Annotated in this window: 14 protein-coding genes; 7 read left to right on the plus strand and 7 right to left on the minus strand. The window is 57.6% G+C overall.

The window, feature by feature from the left end:
* Positions 1-8 precede the first annotated feature (8 nt).
* The 3 genes from NX84_RS10050 to NX84_RS10055 are packed head-to-tail and all read left to right on the plus strand — an operon-like array spanning position 9 to position 6,119.
* On the plus strand, positions 9-1,622 hold the full coding sequence (locus NX84_RS10050; RefSeq protein WP_039676330.1) for a hypothetical protein: 1,614 nt from the start codon (positions 9-11) through the stop codon (positions 1,620-1,622).
* Entirely contained in the window at positions 1,615-2,172 is a 558-nt protein-coding gene (locus NX84_RS12830) for a hypothetical protein (RefSeq protein WP_126297615.1), read from the plus strand. The genes NX84_RS10050 and NX84_RS12830 overlap by 8 nt, the downstream gene beginning before the upstream one ends.
* Positions 2,172-6,119 (plus strand): glycosyltransferase family 4 protein, encoded by a 3,948-nt coding sequence (locus NX84_RS10055; protein WP_039676331.1) that lies wholly within the window; start codon positions 2,172-2,174, stop codon positions 6,117-6,119. The genes NX84_RS12830 and NX84_RS10055 overlap by 1 nt, the downstream gene beginning before the upstream one ends.
* A 158-nt stretch (positions 6,120-6,277) precedes the next feature.
* On the opposite strand, the gene NX84_RS10060 is transcribed toward NX84_RS10055, so the two are convergent.
* From NX84_RS10060 to NX84_RS12835, 4 genes are all read right to left on the minus strand, one after another.
* The gene (locus NX84_RS10060) at positions 6,278-6,952 is read right to left on the minus strand and encodes a DUF1707 SHOCT-like domain-containing protein (RefSeq protein WP_039676332.1); all 675 of its coding nucleotides are present in this window, start codon (positions 6,950-6,952) and stop codon (positions 6,278-6,280) included.
* A gap of 71 nt (positions 6,953-7,023) precedes the next feature.
* Positions 7,024-8,181, minus strand: coding sequence for a non-hydrolyzing UDP-N-acetylglucosamine 2-epimerase (gene wecB, locus NX84_RS10065; RefSeq protein WP_039676333.1), 1,158 nt, complete (start codon positions 8,179-8,181; stop codon positions 7,024-7,026).
* Positions 8,182-8,223: 42 nt separating this feature from the next.
* The gene (locus NX84_RS10070) at positions 8,224-9,498 is read right to left on the minus strand and encodes a phosphatase PAP2 family protein (RefSeq protein WP_039676334.1); all 1,275 of its coding nucleotides are present in this window, start codon (positions 9,496-9,498) and stop codon (positions 8,224-8,226) included.
* A gap of 66 nt (positions 9,499-9,564) precedes the next feature.
* A complete protein-coding gene (locus NX84_RS12835; RefSeq protein ID WP_156126962.1) occupies positions 9,565-9,702 on the minus strand; it encodes a hypothetical protein in 138 nt (45 codons plus the stop codon).
* Between the two features lie 217 nt (positions 9,703-9,919).
* Here NX84_RS12835 and NX84_RS10075 point away from each other — a divergent pair, with 217 nt between their 5' ends.
* Positions 9,920-10,204: a hypothetical protein gene (locus NX84_RS10075; RefSeq protein ID WP_039676335.1), complete on the plus strand. Its 285-nt coding sequence runs from the start codon at positions 9,920-9,922 to the stop codon at positions 10,202-10,204.
* Between the two features lie 50 nt (positions 10,205-10,254).
* Here NX84_RS10075 and dnaG read toward each other — a convergent pair whose 3' ends face one another.
* On the minus strand, positions 10,255-12,183 hold the full coding sequence (gene dnaG, locus NX84_RS10080; protein ID WP_039676336.1) for a DNA primase: 1,929 nt from the start codon (positions 12,181-12,183) through the stop codon (positions 10,255-10,257).
* A gap of 122 nt (positions 12,184-12,305) precedes the next feature.
* Here dnaG and NX84_RS10085 point away from each other — a divergent pair, with 122 nt between their 5' ends.
* The gene (locus NX84_RS10085) at positions 12,306-12,797 is read left to right on the plus strand and encodes a guanyl-specific ribonuclease (RefSeq protein WP_039676337.1); all 492 of its coding nucleotides are present in this window, start codon (positions 12,306-12,308) and stop codon (positions 12,795-12,797) included.
* 30 nt (positions 12,798-12,827) lie between these two features.
* Positions 12,828-13,061: a hypothetical protein gene (locus NX84_RS10090; RefSeq protein WP_039676338.1), complete on the plus strand. Its 234-nt coding sequence runs from the start codon at positions 12,828-12,830 to the stop codon at positions 13,059-13,061.
* Here NX84_RS10090 and NX84_RS10095 read toward each other — a convergent pair.
* Both NX84_RS10095 and NX84_RS10100 read right to left on the minus strand, forming a co-directional pair.
* A complete protein-coding gene (locus tag NX84_RS10095; RefSeq protein WP_039676339.1) occupies positions 13,058-14,332 on the minus strand; it encodes a deoxyguanosinetriphosphate triphosphohydrolase in 1,275 nt (424 codons plus the stop codon). The two genes, NX84_RS10090 and NX84_RS10095, sit on opposite strands and share 4 nt — an antisense overlap.
* Positions 14,333-14,343: 11 nt before the next feature.
* On the minus strand, positions 14,344-14,928 hold the full coding sequence (locus tag NX84_RS10100; protein ID WP_039676340.1) for a YdcF family protein: 585 nt from the start codon (positions 14,926-14,928) through the stop codon (positions 14,344-14,346).
* Positions 14,929-14,968: 40 nt separating this feature from the next.
* On the opposite strand from NX84_RS10100, the gene NX84_RS10105 reads away from it, so the two are divergent.
* Positions 14,969-17,047 (plus strand): TPM domain-containing protein, encoded by a 2,079-nt coding sequence (locus NX84_RS10105; RefSeq protein ID WP_039676341.1) that lies wholly within the window; start codon positions 14,969-14,971, stop codon positions 17,045-17,047.
* Positions 17,048-17,205: the final 158 nt, after the last annotated feature.

Here is a 17,205-nt window from a genome sequence, read left to right on the forward strand (position 1 = left end):
CACTTCCTATGCAAGAATCCTCGAACTATAGTGACGTCCTCCTACCTCAACCGACTTCGGTTTTTATCCAATCCCAGCTAAATAACACCGCACAAAGCGCGGAAGGGGCATTCTCAGCTCCAATTTACGAGGATGGGATCACCTACGGTCATGTCGGTGACATTATTGATTGCCTCAACCAGTCGTTTGATTCTGAATCAAACCTAAAAAACAAGCGCCTCATCCAAGAAGTCAAGAAGGATATTATTAAACGTGCAATCGCCGATGTTTCGCACTCCCCCGAAAATCGCAAAGCTCTTTCCGATATCCTTCAAGCAAAACCTAACCGGGATATCCCTTGGCGTGAAGTCATCCCCGAGGCTAAAGGAATAGCGTTTCTATATAATTTTTCACCATTTCAAGATACCGGGGCAACAGTCGCTTCAAAGCGCTTACGCAACTTTGAGACAACCTTCGATGTTGTTTCCTGCTCCTTTCTGCATCGAAAGAAACAGGACCTCTCCGTTGAGTGCATTGCTGAACCGTACATAGCATCAAAGCACTTTCTCCCTATTGCTCCCTCCTGGGCATCATGGGAACCGTTCAAAACTTTCGCGATTAAGGCATGCGACTACGCAGAGAAAAGAGTTTCCGCTGGCGCTTCGTATGCTGTACTGTACTCGCGGGCAATGTGGGCCCCCAGCATGTTTGCAGCCAAGCTATTCAAAGAGAATCACCCAGAGCTTCATTGGATCGCAGAGTTCTCAGATCCAATGTCCCTTGACGTCGAGGGGTTACCACGCGGCGGAAAGGTCCCGAAGGACGACTTGTCAGACAAGTTCATTCAAGAGCTGGAACAGGAATATCCCGAACTGAGTTGCTTGGAATTCTCTATCTTCTCCCTCGCGGAACACTTGGTGTACGCCTTCGCGGACGAAATTATGTTCACAAATTCGAACCAAATGAAAGAGATGGTCAGCCGGATTTCATGTCCATCCCTGCGAGAAAGAGTCGTAGAAAGAGCGGTCGTTTCTAATCATCCAACGCTGCCGCGCACATATTACCTTCGCGAGGACTCGGGTTACGAAGTCGACGAAGCTAAGCTGAACCTTGGCTACTTTGGTGAGTTCTATTCCAGTCGAAGCATCACCGAAGTGACTTCGGCAATACGAACACTTCCCGTGAAGCTTCGGGAGCGCGTACACCTTCATGTGTTTACGAACTTCATTCCGACGGGCCCAGGCAACCAACGCCCAAGAAATATGTCGAGAAAACAACACGAAAGCTATGTCCGCCGCGCGTACGAAGGTGTTGGTGCGGATGGAATCGAAGACCAAGTCTCATTCAACGCGTCGCTGCCTTACCTAAAGTTTTTGGCAACAACTGAGAAACTCGACTACTTAATTGTCAACGACGCGAAAACCGGATCTCATCATAGTGTTAACCCTTTTCTTCCCTCTAAATGGAGCGACTACGCTGGATCCTCTGCCAAGAGCTGGGGGTTCGTTGAACCAAATTCAATTTTGGCGTCTAAGCCGGTAACGGTTAAGTCACCCGTAGGAGATGCGCTCAATGCCCGAGTCGTGCTATGGGATTTAGTCGAGGAGAAATTTCCCGACCTTGCGAGCGATTTAAATGGCTAATCAATCGAACAAGAATTTAACAGCCCTTCTAGAGTCCTTAGGCAGAGCATCCACCCCCCAAGTGAAGCCAAACCGATTTGGTCTTTCCGCTGCGAGTTTTCTTGGGGCCGCAATGTTCCCAAGCGAGCCTGACTCTACTTTGTTACTCGGAACACAAGAAATGCTCAGCACCTGGCCAAAAAACAATAAGGTCGTTCTAGCTGTACCTGGGCTAATCAAGGAGCAAATCGTCGACCAAAATTTTAGTCGGCTCGTGATCGACGAATCTGCGTTTCATCGTGGCCCTTGGATTGGGACTGACTCTGGTGGGCAAAGCCATCTCGCGTCTGAGCTCTTCGAAGCTGGTCGAGTAGCTCGTGGTACTGGCCGAGCTGTCTATTTTGTCCCGACCCCATCAAATGGACCTAGATTTGATAGCGCTTACATTCGGTCAACTTGCACGGTAGATTTCTCGAATATTCCGGCAGAAGATCTGGAAGAAGGCGCCCCACAATCTGAAGTATGGGATTTTCTTTTGAAGTTGTTAGCCGATCGATACGGAATGAAATAATGACTACACAAAACCTGCGTGCTTTGGTCGCATTAGATCTGGATATTTCTAGTGCTCTCAATCGGGCTTGGGCGAAGGGCCTTCTCTCTTTCTTTCACTCCGGCGGGGTAAGCATCGACTTTCTTTCTAGGAGTCCTGAACTTGGGGATTTTGAAGAGAGCATCGCCCCGCTCTGCGAGAGCGTTATTCCCGCACATCTCCATGTAGACGCCGAATCCATGGATAGGCACGGTGTTGCCCCACGCTATCGAGCTCGACAGGTCGTTGCTCTTGCAAATACCGACACCTATGACTTTGTTCTTGTTCAGGGCCTGTGGCTCGGCAGATACGTTGCAGGAGGAAAATCTCTGCAGACAAAGCTTTGGACAATTTGTGACGATTTCCCCTACTTGGACTCAACCCTGTCCCCCAAAGATCTCCAGCATATTGAAGTAATAGCTACAGGCTCCAAGCTCCTCCTCACTGGAAGCTCAAACCGGCGGAGCAAAATTGAGTCGACGACGCCGAAGGCCACATCTAAGACCCGTCTTTTACCATCGTTTCATCTCGGCCTCGAACTCCATGATCCTCTAGATAACCCACCTAACGCCCGTGCCGGCATCCTTTATGACACTGTTGTTGGTTTAGACGCTCTATCCTCGATTGACTTCCGCTCAATTGCTTACGAGGCGATGCCTCTTAAGCACCCCCCGCGCATCACATTGGCAAGTGTTAATGATCCTAAGTCTCCTGAATTGCAGGAGACCCTAAGGAAGACAGGTCTGATAGACTACCCCGGTCTACAGCTATGTGCCGAACCGGCAGTTTACTGCGATTATGTTGAGGGCTCCACCTTGTTGCTGACGCCATCAGGATTGACTAATCCTGCGTCTAGTTATTTTGCGCAGCTTTCAAAGACGATGGGCTTGACACGATGGTGGCCTAAATCTCCTAAGCCGAAGCTTTCCGATTTGTACGCTCCGCATTCCCCTATAAAATCAAATAAAACTGATTTTGTCTCCACACCTTGGTACGAAGTCTTCCAAAATGACATTGCGGATTACGCGCGAGTTCCCCGCAAAGAACACCCAACGAAGGTATTGTTGGCTGGAGCTGACTTCAAGTTTGCGGGCGATTTGGTTGATTCACTTATCCAACGCGCCGATATCGATCTTTGCGTCGATTTGTTTGAAGCTAACGCCAAACCCCAGCCAGAAAAGAGCAGCGCACTACTTCCTTGGGCGGACGTCGTAATTGCAGAATTCGCGTCTTACAATGCGATTTGGTACTCACAAAATTTGCTTCCGCATCAAAAATTGATCGTACACCTCCACGGCTATGAACTCCTACAGCCATGGATCGACGAATTAGTATTGGAGAACTGCGACAAGATCGTCTTCGCTTCAAATTTCTACATGCAAAAGGCCATCGACATGAAAGGATGGCCAAAAGAAAAACTCCATGTAATTTCTAATTCAGTAAACTTCGCTGATTTGGACAGGACCAAGGTCAAGGAAGCCCGATTCCACATTGGATTAATCGGTATCGTTCCAATTCTTAAGCGGCCAGATCGCGCAATTTCGCTGTTAACTAAACTCCTTACAAGCGATAGCCGATACGTCTTACACATTAAAGGTCACGTCCCTTGGGATTATGCGTGGGAGTGGAAAAAGGCAGCTCACCAAGACTCCTACCGGGCGTTCTATGCCTCTATCGCTAACAATCCTGATATTTTCTCTCGAATCGTTTTCGAGCCGTTTTCGCCGGATATCGGAAACTGGATGCAAAAGATTGGGTGGATGCTGTCACCTTCCTACCGCGAGACCTTTCACCTCTCCGCAATTGAAGGTGCTGCATCAGGAGCTATTCCGCTTGCGTGGAACAGAGAAGGCTCTGAAGAAATCATCGGTGCGGATTACAATTTTGCTGACACAAATTCAGTCGCAGAGTTCGTCATCTCTACCAACTGTTCTCCAGAAGCCTACGCTCTTGCCTCCGCGGAGGCTAAGGAATCAGTTAAACGCTATGACATCCCAGAGGTCAGAGCTAAATGGTTGAATCTGATCTTTAGTCTCGCCTCGGAGAAAACCTCTTTCTCTGAGAGAGAAATAACGGTTCCACCACACGAACAGCAAGTAATCGACGAAGTTTTGACCGCCGCACACCACCGAGACTTCGACGGGGCACTCGGAATCCTTGACGACAATATCCCAATCACACGCGACTCTACTTCCCCGTTAAAACATGTTGAAATGTACTTTCGCGGTCTTTTAGCGCTCGATGAGTCACGTTTTAATCGTTTCCTCCCTACAACAGCGAAAGGTACCGAGTTCCCGCAACCACAACAGTTCCTTTTGGTTCGTGGACCGGGACCGGCACCTGAATCCGCAATACGATCTGGATTGGTTCGGTATGAGACACTGATCGATATTTCAATTTTTCCAGCCGCTGAACAGGGACGAGAAGTAGCATCACAACAAGTTGATGCCAATGCCAACTCTCTGTCTTCCCGACTGCATATTCCCCGCCAGATTCGCTTTGATCGTGGCATACATTTTGCTAAATCACAGATCGTTCTCGATGCAGTTCAACAACAATTGACTGCAATCGTGGCGATGGGACCTTGGTGGATCGCCCTCCCCGCGCTTCTTGCAGCAGATCAACTTGGTCTGAAATGCGCATGGATTATTGATGATGCTGGAGTTTGGGATGACATCGAGTTAACAAAGGACCAAGACCAAACGAACAACTACATCGCGCATACGGTTAAAAGTCTTTTTTACCGTGCAGATGTACGGCTCGCGACAGAGGCCTCTCTAACCGCTAATGCTCCAATCGAGGACGTCAGCGCATGCATCACGAAGGGCGAACCACATTCATCCGGCATTCGTTCTCTTTCCTGGAATGAATTGCCTGAGTTTCTAACTGATTCCTCAAGCTCGAGTTCATCGAATCCAGAGCTAGGAGAGCTCGAGACGACGAGTACTAACGTTTCTATTTTTGTGATTTCTAGTTCCTCATTCATTTCCCGCGTTCAAAAGCTATATCCAAACGCTAAACGCCTTGAACCTGAAGATCTTCTAAAACCGGTGTCCCCCCTCAGTGATGCTGTCTTCGTCCACGATTCTGTTTTTGAGGAAGACGATTGGAAAGAATCTCTTACCCCAGTAGAGCCCGGACAATCCATCGCAATCAACAGCTTTTTTGATAAGTGCCGTGTGTCCGGTGTACCGTCCATTTTCATTCATAGCGATGATAGCGCCATAAGTTATGAGGAGATCAATGTCGCCCGAAAAGCTGACAACGTCTGTTCGCCTCGCCCAGACAATCTTACTGAGCTGTTGAAACTTCACCCTATCTCCGTAAAGAGCGTTCATCCCTGGATGGAAGCCGTCAGCCTAGATCTCGCACTTAGTTGTGCGCTCCGAGGCGCTGGGGTTCCGGTGAAAGGTTCGCACGAGCGAACAATAACCAATGAGAACGCATTAGATGAATTCTCTGAATCGCGAACTTCGCAAGAACTCGACGCAGAAAGTCAATTCGTTCCGCTTTTTGATAGCACGAACGACTCCATTACGGTGTATTTTCCGAGCAGTCAGGAACCTTATGCCCATGATTTTCTTCAAGCACAAGGACTGCCCGTTGACTGGATAATTCTCAAGCCAGTTTCTGATTCGGATGTCGCCACTTCAGCGGAGCTCTGTTCCGTGATTCTGCAAGCTGCATTATCTTCTGACTCAAAAGGTTATGTATGTGCTCTTGCCTCCTTGCAGGATGCTCCGGCTCGAACCCTTCGCAGGCTCTGGGCTAATGCATCACCCGAAGTTATCGTTAGACTTCTAGGCATTGATCACGAGCCACTGAACTCGGGACAGAATGTTCCATCATTAACATTGGGAGATTTGTTTGTGCCCGGAAATGTCAGAGGAAACTCTGAGAATAAAGCAACTTTGCGATTAGTAGAATAATACCGAAGTCGAGGTTTGCACATCGCTAAAATCTTAGCCAACGATTCGCGGTTGTCTGATCGTTCTACATAGAATGACGAGACAACCATTCCCTTCAAGCCCCTAATTGCTTTTACTCCTCGACCGTTGCGACTGGGTTAAGAATGGTGTCATATTGCTTATGGCAACCGCTTCACGACGTGCACATCCACCCCACCAAAGAGACTGAAGCAGTTCACAACGACTTCTGGGGCGCTGGCGGGTAGGTCGGCGGGGTCGGTGGCGCCTCTCTCGACCTTGATGTCGTGGCCGCCGAAAAGGCCTACGCCGCTGACGCGGACACGGAATCCTTCAGGAATCCAGACATCGACGCCGCCGAATACTCCGACTGCGTTGATTGTGGTGAGGTCTTCCTGGAGTTCTGCCCCGCGCAGGTCCACCTCAGTGCCGCCGAAAATGCCCATGGTGGTGTGGTGGGAAGCAATGGGCGTGTTACGGACTGTGGAGCCACCAAAGATGCCGAGGGACATGCTCTTCGCGCCGTGAACGGCGGGTTTAACTTGGGCTAGTGCCCGCTTCACGACTGGGGATCGCTCATGGTCGGCGCTAGCAGTGTGGAGTTCGTGGGCGCTGCGCTGCGGGACCTCATGTCCACCAAACAGCACGTGTCCGGGGTCCTCGAGGAGGTCTGACACCAAGTCAAGCAGTTCGCCACGAGTTGTTGCTTCCGCACAGGCGTCGGAGCGTTCCTCAAATTCGGTGACACTGAGTTGGCCCACTGCCATCGCATCGGCCAAGATTTGAGAAGTTGTGGTGCGCTGCGGAGTTGTGCACTTAATGTCGCGTGATTCCATACCTTCATGTTACGTGGCGTCACGCATGACTGTGCGGGAAAGCTCGGTAGTCTTCCCCGCGCAGTCTCAGGTTAGGCCTCGATATCGGGTGCGAAATCAGGGAGGCGCTCGCCCACGCCGAGAAGCTCAGCAATGGCTGCCACGGCGCGCTCAGCGCCCTTGCCATCGCCGTACGGGTTGACGGCGTTGGCCATGGCATCGTAGGCAGCGGAATCATCAAGAAGCAGCTTTGCTTCCGCCACGATAAGGCTACGGTTAGTGCCCACCAGCTTCACAGTGCCGGCGACAACGGCTTCGGGGCGCTCAGTGTTCTGGCGCATGACCAGAACGGGCTTGCCCAACGCCGGGGCCTCCTCCTGGACTCCACCGGAATCCGTCAAGATGATGGTGGCGCGGTCAAGCAGCTTGGTGAACTGGTCATATGGCAGCGGGTCTGTGATGATGACGTTAGGCAGGGACTCAACTTCTGGAAGGACTGCTTCGCGCACCTTCGGATTGAGGTGCAGCGGCAACGCAAAGTTGATGTCGGGGTAAGCCTCCGCCAAGTCCTTGACAGCGCCGCCGATTTCCTTCATGGCTTCGAGGTTCTCGCGGCGGTGGGTGGTGACCACGACGAGGCGCTTGTCAGATGCTGCAGCCCCTTGCAGAGCAGAGTCCTCAAACTCGGTATCCCAGCTGGCGGCTTCCAGCAGTGCATCAATAACCGTATTGCCAGTCACCGCGATGTCCTTGGAGCGAACGTTCTCGCGGCGGAGGTTCTCCATGGAGCCTGCCGTGGGCGCAAGGTGGAGTTCTGCGACCTGGCCAATGAGTTTGCGGTTAGCCTCTTCCGGGAAAGGTGAGTGAATGTCACCGGTGCGCAGGCCAGCTTCCAAGTGCACGATCTTGACGCCACGGTGGAAACCTGCAAGCGCTGCCGCCATGGCAGTGGATGTATCGCCCTGAGAGATAATGACGTCGGGTTTCTCAGAATCGATAATTTCATCCAGGCCCTTAAGAGCGCGGGAGACAATCTCATTCAGGCTCTGCCCGGGCTTCATCAGATGCAGGTCCAGCTTTGGCTCAATACCAAACATGGTGTTGACCTGCTCTAGCATCTCACGGTGCTGGCCCGTAGAAACAGCTACCGATTCGAAACGCTCGTCCTTCTCCAGCGCCTTGATGACCGGCGCCACCTTGATTGCTTCCGGGCGGGTTCCATACACGGTCATAATCTTCGGCTTAGACATAAACTTCCTTCATTCTTACCGGGAGAGACTTTCTTTAAAAGTCTACAGTGCTTCTGCTACGTGGACATTTCCATCTTCGTCCACAGTCACCTGCGCGCCCAACGCCTTCACCAGGTTGATGCGCTGCCAGGAGCCGCTTGCGCCCTGCCAATCCAGTGGGGTGCCGGGGGCGGTGGCGGTTTGGCGGAGGACGTCGGCGCGCTGTTCGTAGTTAAGGTTGGGGTGGGCGGCCTCGAGGAGGACGGGTGCGGCCTTGGGCACGATCATGGGCGCGTCCGGGTGGTAGACGGTGCTCAGGCCGTAGTCGGCCATGGGCGCATAGCGCTCGGCGGCCTGGGTAGCGGTGGCGTAGGTGGTGCCGGCGGCATTCTGTTCGGACACGAGGGTGGCGATATCTTTGCCGGTGCGCCACTGAATCTCAGCGCGAATTTCGGCCTCGGCTTGGCGGAGGGCATCGCGCATTCGCGGATCGTTTAGGCGATCCGCGGCAGCGGCAAGGCCCGTCATGCGGCCACCGATGACGTCGAGGGGCGAATGCACGCCCATGACCACGCGGTGATTACCTGCCTCAGCGCCACGCAGAGCCAGCTGCGGGCCGACTTCCGGGAGCATCGTGGCCAATAGCGTGGTTACCCACACTGCTTGGTTGGTATGGCCGGAGGGGAAGGCTGGCGAATCCAGGTAGTAGTTCTTCCTGCCGTCGTTGTACCGGTTAATGCGGTCCGGAGCCTGCTGGAAAGGTCGCGCTGCTTTGAAGTAGTGCTTTTCGGCAAAAGTAGAGCTGGCCAACCCGCCCGCGCGGGCAAGGTAGCCATTGCCCAGAAGGTACTCGGTTTTAGGCAGGCGGTGCTCCGCTAAGGCATCACGGAAGGCTTGGCCAAGTTCCGGCCCCATAGCATCGGAGACAGCAGCCATGACACCATCGGTATCCGCGGCGGCGTCGCGTTGCGCGCGGGCGATAAGGGCGGCGTCGTGGGCCGCGGCGTTGTTGATGGCCACGGCTTTATCGAGGTCCTCGGCCATAGTGGCGGGGTTGGCCTTCACGTCGTCGTAAAGCCGCACCACTTCCCAGTACACGCCATACTGATAGGACGAGACATCGGAGGGAAAACCCACGAGGTAGTCCGGGGTAAAGGGCCGAGGTGTGGGTGCGCCGAGGTGCTGTACTGGTGCTTCACCGGTGCTGGAGCCCGTCATGGGATCTGCGAGCGCGGGGATGGTGAAGGGAAGGTCGGCCGCCAAGGCTGTGGGCGGGGCGGAGGTGGCCACCAGCACGGCGGCAATCGGGGCCGCCAGCGCGCGGGAAAATGTAGGCATAAGGGATTTCTTACACCCTGCAGGTGTCCGCGACGTAACGAAAAAGTAAACGGCGATGGTGTGCCGCTAGTCTTCCGCGGCACTGACCTCTCGAGTTTCCTCAGAGGAGGCCGCACGGGTCTCAACAGGGCCCAGGCTGGCGGTCAGTAGCGCAGCCATAGCCACGGCCGCGGATGCCGCATACGTTCTCTTCGAAGTCTCCACACTTTTAACCTAACGTGAGGTGGGCCGCAGGGGAAGTCCTCAGCGGAAAACTATTCTCCATTCCCCACGTAGCCTTACTTTGCAGGCTCGCGGCAGGTAGGCTGTGTCTCAGACGTGTACGTGCCAGCAAAGCCGCCTGCGCGCGTACTGTGAACGCTGATGTGAACGCCACCGCTGGTACTCGTTGCCGGCTGAAGAAGGGGATGACTAGTTTCCAATGATCCAATTTGTTGTGGGCGCTGCCGCCGGATACGTCTTTGGAACCAAGGCTGGACGCAAGCGCTACCACCAAATTAAGGGCGCTTATGAAAAGGCCGTGAACTCCCCCGCCACCAAGGCCGCGGTGCGTTCGGCGCGCAAGGCTGTGGCCAACCGCTTGGATCCGGACCCTCGCATGCGCGAGCTCAAGGACTACAACAAAGGGAAGCGCGGCAAGCGTGGCACCAAAGGTGCCACGGATGGGGTGCAGCCGGATCGGATTTACGAGCCAGACGAAGATTAGCGCGCACGCTACAGCGCGTGCGCATGGCTGCGGATTAGCGTCTGCGTCAGTTAGCGTACGCCGCGGAAGGCGCGGTCATTGAGCTCGCGGCGAGCTTGCTCGAGGGCGACGAGGTCCGCAAAGAGTGAGTTATAGGACTCTTCGTCGTCGGAGGGGCGCATGCGGCCTAGTTGCGCTTTGAGCTGGGCTACTTGGTCGCCCACCCGGGCTTCCTGAAGTCGCGAGAGCACGGAATCGGCGTAGGCCTCAAGATCGGTATTAGGGTTGCCGGTCTCCCCCAGCTTGATGGGTTCCACGGCCAGTTCAGAGACGAAGTTGCGGGCCATAAGATCCGGCATCTCCCCTGCCACGGCGGCGAGCCACTCCACGCCGGGCTGTTCGGCACCGGCGGTCACGCCACCGAGGGTGGAGATGGCTTGGCGCACGGTGCGGTAGGCCTCGTTGGAATAGGCGTCCTCCGTGATGCCATCGAAGTAGCTGCCGGCGATCTGCGGGTACTGCAGGGCCAGCTTGAGGGCCTCGCGCTGTGGCCACAGGTGCGGCTCGCGGGGACCGGGGATGTGCATGACGGGGGCAGCGGACTGCGCGGGTGCTGAGGACGTTTCCTCCAGGCTGGCAAAGCGCGGGCGCTCCTGCTTTTTAGGTTTGCGGGCCTCCTGGCGTACTTGGTGGAGGACTTCTTCCGGGTCGGGCCAGCCTACCCAGCCGGCAAGACGGCGGGCGTACTCGCGCTGCAAAGGTTGGTCCCGGATCTGGGCCACGACGGGCACGGCGCGGCGCAGGGCCTGGAGGCGGCCTTCGGCCGAGTCGATGCTGAAATCTGAAATGACCGAGCGAATGACGAACTCAAACATCGGTATGCGGTCCGCCACGAGGTCGCGCACGGCGGCATCGCCGCGCTCGAGGCGCAGGTCGCAGGGGTCCATGCCGTCGGGAGCAACAGAAACGAAGGATTGGCCGGTGAACTTCTGCTCGCCCTCGAACGCGCGCATAGCAGCTTTCTGGCCGGCCTCGTCGCCGTCGAAGGTATAGATGAGCTCGCCGTGGAAGTAGGAATCATCGAGCATGAGGCGGCGCAGCACCTGGAGATGGTCCCCGCCGAAGGCGGTGCCACAGGAGGCCACGGCGGTCTTCACACCCGCGGCGTACATGGCCATGACATCCGTGTAGCCCTCCACCACCACGGCTTGGTGTTGCTCCGCGATGTTGCGCTTGGCCAAGTCAAGGCCGAAGAGCACCTTGGATTTGCGGTAGAGCATGGTCTCCGGGGTGTTCATGTACTTGCCCAGCTTGTCATCGTCGAAAAGCTTTCGGGCGCCAAAGCCGATGACATTGCCGGAGAGATCCTTAATGGGCCACAGCAAGCGGCGGTGGAAGCGGTCAATGGGGCCGCGCTTGCCCATCTTCGAGATGCCGGCGGCCTCCAACTCTTCGAAGGAAAAGCCCATACGCAGCAAGTGCTTGGTGGCGGTATCCCAGCCCTCAGGCGCATATCCACATTCAAAGTCGTAGATGATGTCCTTGGAAAAACCACGGTCCAGCAGGAACTCACGGCCGGTTGCTGCCTGCGGGGTTTCTAACTGTTGGCGGTAGAACTCATGCGCGGCCTTGTTAGCGGCGATAAGGCGCTGGCGGGTGCCGGGTTTTTCATCGCGCGCACCGGTGGAGCCGCCTTGATAATTGATGTGGTAGCCAATTCTTTGGGCTACGGCCTCCACGGCTTCCGGGAAGGTGACCTGTTCCATCTCCATGAGGAAGCTAAAAACATCGCCGCCTTTGCCCGTGGAGAAGCAGTGATAATAGCCGCGCTGCGGGCGCACGTGGAAGGACGGGGTCTTCTCATCCTTGAAGGGGCTCAGTCCCTTGAGCGAGTCATAACCCGCGGGTTTGAGCTGGACGTATTCGCCCACAATTTCTTCAATAGGCGCGCGTTCACGGATAGCTTGGATGTCGCTGTCCGGAATTCTGCCTCGTGCCATGCGTACAGACTACCCCGTGCGATGGACATGGAGCCATCGATGGCCATGAAGCCTGCCGCGCGGCTTACAGTACGCGCGGACGGGATTTCAGTTTCGGCCTTATAGCTGCAATGATGGGAGGCATGTCCCAGTCCTCCCCCTCTAAGAAATCGCTACCTGCCCTCATTGGCGGTGCGGTGCTCGTGCTCGTTGCGGGTTACTTTGGCATCGACCTCGGGAGCGATGATGGGAGCAGCAACAGCGGCCGGGCGGAACAGGCCTCGGACAAGGGGGACGAGGGGGACGTCGGCAAGCATGGCTCCGAGGAGGGTGACCTGCCCACCTGCTCTATGGACTCCCTGCCTGAGCAGGCGGAGGAGACCGCGCAGGACATTCTGGCCGGCGGCCCCTATGACTATCCGGACAATGACAACCTGTGCTTTGGCAATTATGAAGGCGTGCTGCCGCAGCAGGATAAGAATTATTATCGCGAATACACGGTGGATACCCCGGGCATCGGACACCGCGGTGCTAAGCGCATCGTCACTGGTGGCGGCAGTGAGACGGACCCGGACGTGTGGTACTACACCGATGACCACTACGAGAGCTTCTGCACGATTCCGGAGGCCGAGTAGTGCGTAAGAACTGAAGGATTTGTAACAAGCATGGACCGCATTCTCATTACGGAGGCTATCCGCAGCCGCGAGGATTTCTATGGTGCGCTGGGCCGTCTGCGCAGCAATGCGGCGGGGGCGCCGCACAACCTCGATGACCTCGCGGATTTCCTGCGGGAGCAGCACATCCAGGCGATCATTGCAGCCGACTTTGATCTAGAACAGGACGACTTGTCGCGGATTTCTTCGGTGTTGGAGGACCAGGGCGTAGCGCTCGTGCGTTAGCTGAGGAATCCGAAGAGCTCGGCGCTGCGCTGGGCTAGGCGCTCGAGTCGGGATTCTGTCATGGAGGCCATCTGGTCGATGATGGCACGGTCGCGCTCCAGATCGGACTCGGCCTGGTTCCACCACAAGGCGAAGGTGGCGTCCAGCGAGCCCGGCGCGCCCGCCACGAGGTAGTCGTAGACGCGGTAGATGCGCTCGCGCTGGCGATCTTGGCGGGCTAGGTGGGCAGGCTCGTCCATGACGTAGAGAACGGCGATGGTCTTGAGCAGGGTGACCTCAGCGACCGCGCCTGGCGGGACGTGGAGGTCACCATTCATGCGGCCGAGCGGACCGTCATTGGCTTCTAGGGTGGCGGAAACGGTAGCGCCCACGTAGCGGCCGACGAGCTCGGAGGTCATCTTCTTTAAGTTGGTATAGGAGCGCAGGGAATAGTCAAAGTTGCCGATGGCATTGATGATGTCCAGTTGGCGCAGGCGGTCGGCGGCCTCGAGGAGCTCGTCGGCGGTGCCGCCGAAGGCCTTGGCGCCCTTGTCCGCGAGGTGGGCCAGCTCGACTAGGTCCCAGAGCACGCCCAGTGAGATGCGGCGAGAGATGATGCCGTCTTCGACATCGTGGACGGAATAGGCGATGTCATCTGACCAGTCCATCACCTGGGCTTCCATGGACTTGCGCTGGTCGGAGTGACCCTTCCGGAGCCACTCGAGTACCTCGATGTCTTCGTCGTAGGCGCCGTACTTGCGGTTGAGTGTGCCGTCGGGGTTGGTCTTGGTCCAGGGGTATTTGCAGGCGGCATCGAGAGAGGCGCGGGTGAGGTTGAGGCCATAGCTGCTCAGGCCGTCAGGTGTCTCGAGGACGACTTTGGGTTCCAGCTTGGTGAGGATGCGCAGGGTCTGAGCGTTGCCTTCGAAGCCGCCGAGGGCAACCTCGTTGAGGGCGTTCTCACCGTTGTGGCCGTAGGGCGGGTGGCCGATGTCATGGGTCAGACCGGCCATATCGCACAGATCGGGGTCTAGGCCCAAGCCAGCGCCGATGCTGCGCGCAATCTGGCTGACCTCCAGGGAGTGGGTCAGGCGGGTACGCGGGGTATCGCCATCGCGGGGGCCGACGACCTGCGTCTTATCCGCCAGGCGGCGCAGGGCCGCCGAGTGCAGGACGCGGGCGCGGTCCCGGGAGAAGGCGCCGCGGTGCTCCTCGGTGGAACTTAAGGCCGAGCCTTTGGGGCTCTCGGCGGCCAAGCGGGCGACGTCATCGGCGGAATAGTTGTAGCTCACGGGGCTTTAGTTTAGGCGTTGTCCTTATCCTGCTGGGGCTGCCTCGCGCCAATGACGCGGTGGCGCAGGGCCTGGTTAGGTCGGATGATGCGCTCGATGCGGTAGAAGGCCGTGCGCAATCCGGCGGAGCGCTCCTCCCCTACGACGGTGCGCAGGCCCAGATAGATAAGCCCGCCAACCTCGTGGGCTAGGTAGCGCCACCACGGGATGGAAAAGCGCGGCGAGGGGTAATAAGGCGTGCCGAGGACGGTGGCCTTGATTCCTTCCTGGCGGGCAATCAGGAAGGTGCGCAGGCGATGGAGCGGATCGGTCACAATGACCGCGTCGGTCACGTTGAGCTTCTCACGCGCGGCAACCAGCGAGCTGCGGGTGTCGAGGCCTTCGGTGAGGGCGGTGACGTTAAGGGGGACGTCGGCAAGCATGGCCCTAGCTACCCCAGCTTCGGTGAACCTGTCGCCGGGCAAGTTGCCGCCCACGGTGATGATGGGGAGGTTGTGTGCGGTGGCGTACTCGGCGGCGTAGCGCACGCGGCCAGTCAGGATGCGGGAGGGGCGGCCGTCGTACTGCGCGGCGCCTAAGACAATAACGTATTTCACTGTCTCACTACCTTAGCGCCGGGAAGGTATCGTGGTGCGCATGACTACTGCTGCTCGTATTGGCCGCGCTGCCCTCGCCGCCCTCGTGTTGGGGTGCGCGACGGCTGGGCCTGCTCTGGCCACAGAATTCGTTATTGCCGCACCTGAGGCCGCCTCGCTCAAGGACAAGGTGACGGATGAGGCTGGGGTGCTCTCGAGCTCGGAGAAGTCCGAGTTGGAAGATAAGATTACAGCCCTGCAGCAGGAACACCACGTGGTGGTTTTCGTGGTTTTCGCCTCCTCCCTGCCGGAAGGTGCGGAGGCCTATGCGGGTGAGATTGTGAAGGCCAAGGGCCCGAATTCTGCTGCCTACGTGGTGGGCGTAGAGGATTCCACAATGGGCGTACAGACCGGTAAGGAGTGGCCGCGCGGGCGTCTGGATGCGATGTATGACGCGGCGTACGGCAAGCTGGCTGGGGGCCGCGAGTATGGGGCGTCGGCGCTGGCGCTTGTCGACGCTGCCTCGTCCGGCTCTTCCGGCTCCTCTGGCTCCTCTGGCTCCTCTGGCTCTTCCGGCTCCTCTGGCTCTTCCGGCGGCTCCGGCGGCAATGGTGGGCTGTGGCTGGCTGGTGGCGCCGGTGCCTTGGTGGTGGCTGGTGGCGGCATTGCGGCGGCTAGCCGGCGCAAAACCAAAAAGGACTCGGCAGCCACGTTGGAATCCGCGCGCCAGATTGAGCCGGGGAATACCTCGCAGCTCGACCGCCTGGATCTGGCCACTCTGTCTCAGCTGGCGCAGGAAGAGTTGGTCTCTACTGACGAGTCCATTCGCCGCGGCAAGGAAGAGCTCGATATCGCAGTGGCCGAGTTCGGCCCAGAGCGTACCCGCCCATTCACGCGCGCGATGAACCACTCCACGCTGACCTTGCAGAAGGCCTTCCAGTTGCAGCAGCAGCTCAATGACAACCTGCCGAAATCTGAAGGTGAGCGCCGCCAGATGCTGGTGGAGATTATTTCCTCTTGTGGCCAGGCTGATGACGCTTTGGACCAGCAGGCGGCGGACTTCGCCAAGATGCGTGACCTGCTGATTAACGCTGGCTCCAAACTCGATGAGCTCACTCGCCGTACGGTTGATCTGCGTGGCCGCTTGCCGCAGGCTCGTACCACCTTGTCCGCCCTTGGCGGTTCCTATTCCGAGGAGGCATTGTCCTCCATCGCGGATAATCCGGAGATGGCGGAGGTCTCGCTCTCCGAGGCCGAGAAGTTACTCGAGCGCGGCCGTTCGCTGCAGTCCCAACCTGCCGGCCAGCAGGGTCCGCTCGTGGGTATTATTCGCGATGCCGAACATGCCCTTGAGGTTTCCGACCGACTACTCACCGGTGTGGAGAACGCCGAGAACTCCATCGCTTCTGCCAAGGACAACCTGCCGGCGCTCATCGATGAAGTCGAAGGCGAAATCGCCGAAGCCCAGCAGCTGGAGCAGCAGGGCAAGGCCCAGGGCTCGCCGGCCGATTGGTCCGCGCTGGAGGACTTGCTCTCCACGGCGCGAGCCGCCGTGGACCAGGCGCGCAGCAACGGTCAGGCTGACCCGCTGGGCCAGTACACCGCGCTGACGGCAATCGATACCAAGCTCGACGAGCAACTCGACACCGTCCGCGAGACCAATTCCACTCGTGAGCGCCAGATCGCGCTCTACCGCCAGCAAATCGCCGCCGCCGAATCCGCCATCCAGGCAGCCGAGGACCTGCTCTCCTCCCGCGGCCGTGTGGTGGGCCCCGATGCACGTGTCGCGCTTGCCGATGCCACCCGCCTCTACGCTCAAGCCCAGAATTCCGCATCCAAGGACCTGCGTGCGGCGCTCAACTTCTCCCGCGATGCGGCTGCGGCTGCCCAGACCTCGCTGAGGCGCGCCAAGGCGGACCTGGAGGCGTATCGCCGCCAGGAGCAGCGCCGACAAGCCACCGATGCTGCGGGCAATATCCTCACCGGCATGGTGCTGGGCCAAGTCCTCGGCGGCGGCAGCTCTCGCGGCCACAGCGGTGGTTTTGGTGGCGGCTTCGGCGGAGGCTTCTCCGGAGGCGGCTTTGGCGGTGGTGGCTTCTCGGGCGGCGGTGGCGGCGGCTTCCGCGGCGGCTCCTTCTAGCCGCGCCTCGCGATTTCTACTCAGCTCCTTCCAGCCGCCCCGCATTCACCCGGCGGCTCGGACTTGGTATGGGCCCCAGCCCCGCCTCTGGGTCTGGATCTGGGGTTGGGGAACACAGTGCACGGGCGGCATGCCGCACAAGGCATCTGCTAGAAGGC

The organism is Corynebacterium minutissimum (assembly GCF_000805675.1).
GTDB classification, from domain to species: domain Bacteria; phylum Actinomycetota; class Actinomycetes; order Mycobacteriales; family Mycobacteriaceae; genus Corynebacterium; species Corynebacterium minutissimum.

Excerpts from the sequence above, each read along its gene's own strand:
- NX84_RS10050 (WP_039676330.1), top strand. The coding sequence starts at position 9 with ATGCAAGAATCCTCGAACTATAGTGACGTCCTCCTACCTCAACCGACT.
- NX84_RS12830 (WP_126297615.1), top strand. The coding sequence starts at position 1,615 with ATGGCTAATCAATCGAACAAGAATTTAACAGCCCTTCTAGAGTCCTTA.
- NX84_RS10055 (WP_039676331.1), top strand. The coding sequence starts at position 2,172 with ATGACTACACAAAACCTGCGTGCTTTGGTCGCATTAGATCTGGATATT.
- NX84_RS10060 (WP_039676332.1), bottom strand. The coding sequence starts at position 6,952 with ATGGAATCACGCGACATTAAGTGCACAACTCCGCAGCGCACCACAACT.
- wecB (WP_039676333.1), bottom strand. The coding sequence starts at position 8,181 with ATGTCTAAGCCGAAGATTATGACCGTGTATGGAACCCGCCCGGAAGCA.
- NX84_RS10070 (WP_039676334.1), bottom strand. The coding sequence starts at position 9,498 with ATGCCTACATTTTCCCGCGCGCTGGCGGCCCCGATTGCCGCCGTGCTG.
- NX84_RS10075 (WP_039676335.1), top strand. The coding sequence starts at position 9,920 with ATGATCCAATTTGTTGTGGGCGCTGCCGCCGGATACGTCTTTGGAACC.
- dnaG (WP_039676336.1), bottom strand. The coding sequence starts at position 12,183 with ATGGCACGAGGCAGAATTCCGGACAGCGACATCCAAGCTATCCGTGAA.
- NX84_RS10085 (WP_039676337.1), top strand. The coding sequence starts at position 12,306 with ATGTCCCAGTCCTCCCCCTCTAAGAAATCGCTACCTGCCCTCATTGGC.
- NX84_RS10090 (WP_039676338.1), top strand. The coding sequence starts at position 12,828 with ATGGACCGCATTCTCATTACGGAGGCTATCCGCAGCCGCGAGGATTTC.
- NX84_RS10105 (WP_039676341.1), top strand. The coding sequence starts at position 14,969 with ATGACTACTGCTGCTCGTATTGGCCGCGCTGCCCTCGCCGCCCTCGTG.